Origin of the sequence: Streptomyces himastatinicus ATCC 53653, from assembly GCF_000158915.1 — a bacterium.
Classification (GTDB): Bacteria; Actinomycetota; Actinomycetes; order Streptomycetales; family Streptomycetaceae; genus Streptomyces; species Streptomyces himastatinicus.
Genome location: NZ_GG657754.1, coordinates 10,305,562 through 10,306,420 on the forward strand (window position 1 = coordinate 10,305,562; position 859 = coordinate 10,306,420).

1 pseudogene is annotated in these 859 nt (G+C 75.4%); it reads left to right on the top strand.

From position 1 onward, the window contains the following. Nucleotides 1-859, top strand: a pseudogene (locus SSOG_RS54495) (helix-turn-helix transcriptional regulator); the annotation flags it as partial.

Genomic DNA, 859 nt, shown 5'->3' on the forward strand with positions numbered 1-859 from the left:
CCACCGCCCACGGCGCCGAACGGGAGGCCCTGGCCGGACTATACCAACTCACCGAACCCGGCCGCGCCGACGACGTCGACCTGCTGCTGCCCGAGATCCCCCCGCTGCCCGACCGCCCCGCCGACCCGGCACAGGCCGTCGCCCGCGCCCGGCAACTCGCCCTGCACGGCGAGCGCCTGCCCACCGCCAGGGAGCTGGCCCGGCTCGCGTTCACCGGCGAGCCCGGCAGCGATGTGCTGATCCTGCCCCGGATCACGGCCGGGCGGATCCTGCTCCTGACCGACGACCTGGACGAGGCCGAGACGCGGCTGGACGCCCTGCACGTCGACTTACGGCGGCGCAAGGCCCGGGCCGCCGCCGCACTCGTACTGGCCGTCCGGGGCGAACTGAACCTGCGGCAGGGGCGGCTCGACGCGGCCGAACGGGACGTCGCCGCCGCCGGGCGAGCACTGCCCCACGCCCACTGGCATCCGAACCACGTGTCCTATCTGATGGGGCTGCGGATCACCGTCGCCCTGGACGGCGGCCGCCTCGACGATGCCAGGGAACTGGCCGACGCACCTACCCCGCCCGGGGCACAGGACAGCGTGTCCTACGGCCATCTGCTGTTCGCCAGGGCGCTGGTGGCCTTCCGGGACGGCCGGCTGCCCGAGGCGCTGGAGTTGTTCCGCGGCTGCGGCAGGCGGCTGCTGCGCCATGACCGGGCCAACCCCGCCCTGATGCCCTGGCGTTCGATGGCCGCCCGGGTGTGCCACGCGCTCGGCGACCATGAGGAGGCACAGCGGCTGAGCCAGGAGGAGATCGCGCTGGCCCGCCGGTGGGGCGCGGCCGGCACCCTCGGCGTGGCCCTGCTGGGCGC